This window comes from Streptomyces sp. NPDC002125 (assembly GCF_053593715.1).
Genome location: NZ_JBSFDD010000050.1, coordinates 1 through 7480, shown reverse-complemented (window position 1 = coordinate 7480; position 7480 = coordinate 1). Strand labels below are relative to the sequence as shown.

Genomic DNA, 7480 nt, shown 5'->3' with positions numbered 1-7480 from the left:
TGGTGTTCACGCCGGTGGCGGTGCGCTCGCCGGTGTGACGGCGGACGACTGGGAGAAGGACAAGGAGTCCGGTTCCTCCAGCTCCGGGGACAGCGAGAAGACCTGGAAGCACGAGAAGCCCGAGGGTGGCGTGCACACCGGCGGTGGCGCGATGGCGCTCTCCGGCAGCGGTCTCGCCGCCGGTTCGGTGCTGATGCTCGGTGGTCTCGGTGCCGCCGCGTACAAGCTGCGCCGCCGCAACGCCTCCGGTGCCGCCGCGGTCTGACGGGCGCCCGTACCACCGAATGGATCATGCCGTGGCCGCCGCCCTCCCCAGGGCGGTGGCCGCGCCGATTTCCCCGTACACCGGCCGGGAGCCCTCCCGTTCTCCCGCACCTCCGCACGTGAAAGGCAGCATGCGCATGGCCGCCCAGCAGCCGTCCGAAGCAGACTCCGCCTCCCCGGCCCTCGGCCGCTCCCTGCTGTGGCCCGTCGCGGCGGTGGGCCTGGGTTTCCTCCTCGTCTACAACTCTTTCGACGCGTCGGCCGGAGTCCCGCCGACCCCTTCCATGGTTGCCCTGCCCGCCCCCTCCGCCTCATCCGTACCGGCCTCGCCGGCGCCCTCGGCCTCTGCGTCCACCGCCCCGCTGGGGCTGCCCCCGTCCGAACCCGAGCGGATCTCGATCAAGTCCATCGCGGTCGACGCCCCCTTCACACCGCTCGCCATCGGACCGTCCGGACAGCTGAACGCCCCGCCCGCGAACGACCCCAACCTGGCCGGCTGGTTCAAGGACGGCGCGACCCCCGGAGAGCGGGGCACGTCGGTGGTCGCCGGGCATGTCGACACCAAGACGGGGCCCGCCGTGTTCCTGCTGCTCAGCACCCTCAAGGCAGGGAACACCGTGGACATCACCCGCGAGGACGGGTCGGTGGCCACCTTCAAGGTCGACTCGGTCGAGACCTTCAGCAAGGCGGACTTCCCGAACGACCGGGTGTACGCCGACAACGGGAGCGCCCAGCTGCGCCTGATCACCTGCGGCGGTGTGTACGACAAGAAGGCGAAGGACTACAAGGACAACGTCGTGGTCTTCGCCCACCTGGCCTCCGCCAAGAACACCTGACCCCCGCCCGGGAACATCTGACGCCCGTACGACAACGCCTCTTGCCCGGCCAGATCGGCGCGGCGCACGGTCCCGGCGAGCAGCAGGACACAGGCGGCGCCCGGTACGCACCGGCCGGGGAGCCGATCCGGGCCACTACTATCCGACGGTGACCAGGACCCCCGCCGACACGCGAAAACACCAGGCGACGAGACGTCCGGCGCCGCACCTCATCGCCGAACGCCTCGACGGGCCGCACCCGCCGACCGCCCCGGCGGACCTGGCCGCGCTGGCGGAGCTGCTGCCGCACGACGTGCCCCTGCCCCCGGAGGAGTCGCTCCTGCTGGCCGGGCTCTACGGGCGGCTCGGCACCCACCTGCCGGGCGGGCGGCTTCCCCCCTGGCGTGACGCCGGGATGCCGGTTCGCGTGCGGATCGCCTGGACGCGGGCCGAGCTTCTCACGCGTTCCTCGGCGCTGCGGGACGAACGGCCGGGGGAGCTGCTCTACCAGGCCGTACGGAGCATCGACGCCGATGACGCCGCCCGCCCCGACCTCCTGGTGGCCGAACTCGCGCGTACCGGGGACCCGGTGCTGCGGACCGAGGCGGTCAGGCTGATCCGGCAGGGACTTCATGCCGGTCTGCTCGCGCCCGGCCTCGCCAGGACCCATCTCGACCGGCTGCTCGACGCGGGGGCGAGCGACGTGCGGCCGGGCGACCAGGCCGTGGCGGCCGCCGTCCTGGAGGAACTGGCCCAGCCGTGGGCCGCCTCGGCCCCCCTGCCCCAGGCACGTATCGCTCCGTACCTCGCCCCCGGCCGTCCGGTCTCCGTCGCCGTCCTCGCGCTCGACACCGCTGCCCGGCACGGCCACGGACGGCTGCTGCCGCGGGTCGCGGCGGACACCTCCGTACCTCCCCTCGTACGCCGGGCGGCCATGGAACGCCTCGGCGGACTGGCGGAACGCGGTGACATCGGCGCGCTCCTTGACATCGCGGCCGGGGACCCGCTGCTGCTCGGCGGGCCCGCGGTGACCTGCTTGCAAGGGCTGCACCGGCGCGGGCACTTCCCCGAGGAGTCCCAGGCACCGGTCGTCGTCGGGCTGGCCCTGGCCGATCACTCCATCGATCCCCGCACGGTCGCGACGATCCTCTACACCTGCCGAACGGCCGTGCTCGGCCTGCTCGTCGACGCACCGCCGGACGACCCGGGCTGGCCGCGCCGGATCGCCCTGCTCGTCGCCCTGGCGGAGCAGGGCACCGGAGAGCTCCCGATCGGAGCGGCCCTCGCCCGTCTCCTGACCTCCGCCCGATTCCCCGGGCCCTTCCTCGAAGCGATCCGCGAACTCCGGTACGAGGAAGCCGAGGAGGCCGTGCTCGGCCTGCTGCCCGAGGCGCCCGAGGCGGCTCTCCGTACCCTTGAAGCCATCGGCGGACCCCGCACCGTCGCGACGCTGACCCAGGCCCTCGGCCCGAGGGCCGACGGCCGTGACATCGCCGTCCACCTGCGCCCCGTCCGCCACCGGGCGGTCGAGCTCCTGTGGCAGCTGAACACCGATCCCGGCCTGCGGCGCGGCCTCCTCGCCCGTCTCGATCCCGCCGCCCTGCCGCCCGCCGTCGCGGCCGACCTGGGCGCCCCGGACGAACGGGAACTGGCCCTGCTGCACGCGCGGCCCGATCCCCCCGACCCCGTCGCGGCGCTGTGCGCGCTGGCCGCCCACGGCAGCGCGGCCACCCTGCCGCCCATCGCCGCACTCCTGCTGCGGACCGTGGGCGAACTGGCCGCCGCGTGGGAGACCGTCGAAACCGGCGCACAGCCCGAACCGGCCCGTTCCGTGGAACCCGTCGTCCCCCCGGCGATCGTGCACGCGATACGCGGTCTGGGCGCCCGGCTGTACGAACGGCGCCGGATACGGCCGTCCTGCCTGCTCGACGCCCCCGGTCCCGGAGCGGCGGGGGACGCGCTGCTGGCCGACATCGTGCTGGACCTGCTGGAGCGGCCCGGGCTCCCGGCCCGCCAGCAGTCGATCCTGCTCGAAGCCCTGCGGCACGCCCCCTCGGCACGGGCCCGCCCCCGCGTGCACCGGCTGCTGCGCCACCCCGATCCTCAGGTGCGCAAGCAGGCGATCGCACTCCTGGCCAGGGACGCGGAGGGCGAGGACGCGCAGGCACTGTCAGCCACGCTGATCGCTCTGACCAGGGCCGATGACATCCAGACCGTACGCCAGGCGCTGCTGGCCCTCGGCCACGCGCGGGCGCGCTGGGCCTGCCCCGCCATCAGCGCGCTGCTCCGCCACCCCACCATGAACATCCGGAAGACCGCCGCGACGGTGCTGGCCCGCGCCGGCACGCCCGCGGCCGTGCCCGGCCTCCTGCACACACTCGGCCATCACGACAACCCCGGCCTGCGCGCCGAGGCCGTCACCGCAATGGGAGCGATCCTCGGCGACGCCCGCACGGCCACGGTCCTCGCCGCCGCCGCACGCGCCCACGATCCCCGGGAGCGCACCCTGCTCCTGCGCAGCCTCGACCGGCTGCCCGCCTCCCGCACGGTGCTCGCCCTGGCCGAACAGGGCTCCCCGGTCGTCCCCGGCCTGCTCGCGCTCCTCGCGGACGGCCGGATACGCCTCGGTTCGGGGAGCGCCGCCGATCTCGCGGAACTGTCGGCCGCGCACGGCATCACCTGGTCCGCCGACGCGCACGGAGCGCCCTCACCGGCCGCCGACGCCGACCTGCTCCTCGCCCACGGGTGGAACGCCACGACCGCCCTGCGTATCGCGGAGAGCCCGGACGTCCTCGACCCGGCACGCCTGCGGGGGCTGCGGCCGATGCTCGCCGCATGGCTCGGCCTGGCCCGCTCGTCGCCGGCCGGCGCCGCAGGCCGGGTGCTGGGTTTCGTCCTGCGGATGTGCCCCGCCCCGTGGACGGACGACGAGCTGCGGATCTTCGCGGGTTCCGCCCGGACGCTGGCCGACGGGCTCGCCGGTGACCGGGAGGGGCGGCCCGAACTCCTCGCCGTACTCCGCGCCGTGGCACCGCTGTTGCCGGGTGCCGAGCGCGCGGTCCTCGCCGATGCCGTACGCACCATGTCACCCGCACCGCACCTGCCCGCACTGCTCCTGCTGAAGGCGTGCGGGGCCGTGCTGACGGGCGGCGATCTGGACCGGGCGCTAGCCGCCGCCCGCCTCGGCACCGATGCCCCGGACGCCGAAACCTCCGTCCTGCGCGAGGCGTTCGGAGCCCCCGTCCCGCACTCCGGCGCCGACGGCGGGGCGGAGGCCTGGCGGACCGGGCTGCGCGCGGCGGCCCGTACGGGGGAGGCGCTGGAGGAGTTCCGGCGCCTGGAACAGCCGGCGCCGGGCTCGCGGCACCAGCTGTCGGCCCTCATGGAGGTTTATCCGGAGGCCGGTGACGACCGCGCGCGTGCCCTGCTCGTCGACTGGATGACGGCCCTTCAGCCACTCGACGTACCCCCGTGGACCCTCGCGGAGACCACGGGCCCGGCTTCGGAAGTCGTACGCGCCCGGGATCTCGACCAGCCGCGTTCCGCCGCGCAGCGCACCCGGCTGCTGGAGATGCTGGACGCTGCCGATGCCGGCCGCAGGGACGCGGCGGCCACCCGGCTCCTCGACTGGCCGGAGCCGGATGCCGCACGCGCGGTGCTCCACGCGTATCTGCGGGGCCGCGTCCGGACGCCGCCCGGAAGCCGTCTCGCCCGTGCCCTGGCCGCCGTCGGACCGGCAGGTCTGGACGACCGGGACGTTCTGCCCGGCAGGGTCGTCGGGCTTGCCCGGCACCTCAACCCCTGGGACCTCGTCCCCTTCGTCCCACTGCTGCTCGGGTGGTGGGAGGACGGCCCCGCCGCACTCCGCGCGGAGACCGGCCTCGCCCTGCGTTCGGCCCCGGCGGATGTGCTCGCGGACCATCTGCGGACCCGGCTGGAGGCGGGTGCCTGGGGATTCCTGGACCTGCTGGCCGGGCAGCGGCTGTCGGCGTCGCCGGAGATGACGCGCGTCCGGGACCGGCTGCGCGCCGAGGGGCGCGACGGCCTCGCCGACGGGCTCCTCCTCGGAGCACCCGGCTCTTCTCCCACCACGGCGGCACCGCAGGCTGCCGTCCACCGCCCGGGGCGGTCGGAACTGCTGGACCTGGCCCGCACCGGAGGCCCCGAGCAGATCCGCCGGGCGCTCTCCCGGCTGGTGGAGGAGCACGGGGGCCGGAGCGCCGACCAGGACCCGGGGCTGAAGGACGTCATCGGCGTACTGCTGACCCATCCCAGGCCGAAGGTCAGACTGCACGCGCACCGGACCTCACGGGCCATGCTCGACCGGCCCTCCCACCTGCTCCACACCGCCGTCCTGCTGGACGACCCGCAGCCGGACATCAGGCGCATGGCGATCAGGACGCTCTGCCACGCCTCCTGGGAACCCGCCGTCCCCGCGGTGGTCGCCCTGCTCGGCCACCCGCACCCGGCGGTACGGGCAGAGGCGGCCGACGGACTGCTGCTGATGGGCCCGGCGGCCGTCCCCGCTCTCCGGCACGCCGCCGCCCGTGCCCGCCCGGACAAGCGGTCCCGCTACACCGATGTGCTGGACCGCCTCACCGGCCCCGGGGGAGAAGGGGCCGCCCCCTGAGCGCGGTCAGTGAGTGCTCTGCCGGTCCGCGACGGCGACCTGGTGCAGCGTGCGGCCCGTGCGCGCCGAACGCGCGTGGTACGGGTCGGGCGTGCCAGGCCGGTCATGGACGGCCTGGCGGTCGTTGGCCTTGATCAGCAGCCAGGCCTCGGGTCCCGGCGTCCCGTCCTGGTCGTCGATGCGGAAGCGGGTGAGGGCGAACTCGCCGCGCAGCTTGGTCCCGTCCAGCCAGAACGTGGCGTGCCCCCGCTCCAGGGACTCGGCGAACGGGACCGGATTGCCCTCGGGGTCGTGGCTGAGCGGCCTGTAGGCGCCCTGGTCCCAGACGATCACGGTGCCGCTGCCCTGCTCGTCCTGCGGAATGACTCCCTCGAACTCGCGGTACTCCAGGGGATGGTCCTCCGTCGGTACGGCCAGCCGCTTGTCCCGGGGGTTGTCCGAGGGGCCTCGCGGTACGGCCCAGGACTTCAGGACGCCGTCGACCTCGAGACGGAAGTCGAAGTGCATACGCCGGGCGTCGTGGATCTGCACCACGAAACGCCGTGTGCTCTCGCTGTCCACGCCTGATCCTTCCGCCGGGATGCCGCCGGACGACGCGTGCCCCGCCCCGTGGAGGCCGCGAGAACCCGGCACCGTCCGTGCCCGTACCTCCACTGTGCCGCCGAGGACCGCGCGCCGCACGACGGCCGCCGTACGGGCGGTCCGGTGCGGCCGGGGCGGGTCAGCCCGTGTACCGCGCCAGGGCGGCGTCGGCCGCCGCGCGGGAGCGGTGCCACCAGGTGGTGACCGGCTCCCAGACCCGGATTCCGTCCGGAGACCCCAGAGACGCGGCGCCGAACGTCCGGCCGCGGTGCGCGGGGTCGGCGGCGACCGTCAGCCGGTCCACCACCCGCAGCTCCGTCGCCGCCGGGTCCAGGGTGCGCACGGCCGCGTACGCGGAGCCGCCGGCGGGTAGGCGGGCCCGTGCCGGCCCGGTCTGGACCAGATCCTTGACGGGTCTTCGGCGGCTGCATTAAATCAAGTGTTGAAAGATGCGCATGGGGCTGGTGTGCCAAGCGTTCACCTCTCGGTGTGTATCTGTCATGTGCATGACTGTTTTTCCCTCACGGTTTCCCCCCACAGGAAATGAAGTGATGACTGTGCCAACCCCCCATCACGCAGTGCGGCGCCTCTCAGGGAAGCGCCGCGCCGCGATCTACGCGCTCTCCCTGCTCTGCTGCTCGGTCGCCATGACCGCCCTGCCCGTCGGAGCTTCGGCCGCACCCGACCCCCACACGGCTGCGTCCTCCTCCACGTCCGGGGCGGCGGCCGTCGCCTTCGCCGACGAGTTCGACGGGCCCGCGGGCTCCGCCGTCGACGGTGGCAAGTGGCTGACGGAGACGGGCGACAACGTCAGCAACCATGAACGGCAGTACTACACGGCGGGCACCAGCAACGCCGCGCTGGACGGCCAGGGCAATCTGGTCATCACCGCACGGAAGGAGAACCCTGGCAACTACCAGTGCTGGTACGGGAGATGCGAGTACACCTCGTCGCGTCTGAACACCTCGGGGAGGTTCACGTCGACGTACGGTCATGTCGAGAGCCGGATGAAGATCCCGCGTGGTCAGGGCATCTGGCCGGCGTTCTGGATGCTGGGCGCGGACATCGGCAGTGTGGGCTGGCCCAACAGTGGTGAGATCGACATCATGGAGAACGTCGGCTTCGAGCCCGGCACCGTGCATGGAACCCTGCACGGTCCGGGCTACTCGGGTTCGGGCGGGATCGGCGC

General features: G+C 74.0%; 5 protein-coding genes and 1 pseudogene. 4 read left to right on the top strand and 2 right to left on the bottom strand.

Going from position 1 to position 7480, the window contains the following annotated elements:
• The 3 genes and pseudogenes from ACWCQM_RS40080 to ACWCQM_RS40070 form a co-directional block, all read left to right on the top strand.
• Positions 1-265: pseudogene (locus ACWCQM_RS40080) on the top strand (hypothetical protein); the annotation flags it as partial.
• Positions 266-401: 136 nt separating this feature from the next.
• The gene (locus ACWCQM_RS40075) at positions 402-1100 is read left to right on the top strand and encodes a class F sortase (RefSeq protein ID WP_450919991.1); all 699 of its coding nucleotides are present in this window, start codon (positions 402-404) and stop codon (positions 1098-1100) included.
• Positions 1101-1248: 148 nt separating this feature from the next.
• On the top strand, positions 1249-5709 hold the full coding sequence (locus ACWCQM_RS40070) for a HEAT repeat domain-containing protein (RefSeq protein ID WP_450919990.1): 4461 nt from the start codon (positions 1249-1251) through the stop codon (positions 5707-5709).
• 6 nt (positions 5710-5715) lie between these two features.
• Here the strand turns inward: ACWCQM_RS40070 and ACWCQM_RS40065 are convergent, their stop codons facing one another.
• Positions 5716-6270 carry a DNA polymerase ligase N-terminal domain-containing protein gene (locus tag ACWCQM_RS40065; RefSeq protein WP_450919989.1) on the bottom strand — a complete coding sequence of 185 codons (555 nt, stop codon included), beginning with the start codon at positions 6268-6270 and terminating at the stop codon, positions 5716-5718.
• Between the two features lie 160 nt (positions 6271-6430).
• The gene (locus tag ACWCQM_RS40060) at positions 6431-6634 is read right to left on the bottom strand and encodes a hypothetical protein (RefSeq protein ID WP_450919988.1); all 204 of its coding nucleotides are present in this window, start codon (positions 6632-6634) and stop codon (positions 6431-6433) included.
• A 208-nt stretch (positions 6635-6842) separates the two neighbouring features.
• Between ACWCQM_RS40060 and ACWCQM_RS40055 the strand changes: the two genes are divergently transcribed.
• The coding region (locus ACWCQM_RS40055) for a glycoside hydrolase family 16 protein (RefSeq protein ID WP_450919987.1) at positions 6843-7480 on the top strand (638 nt) is incomplete at its 3' end.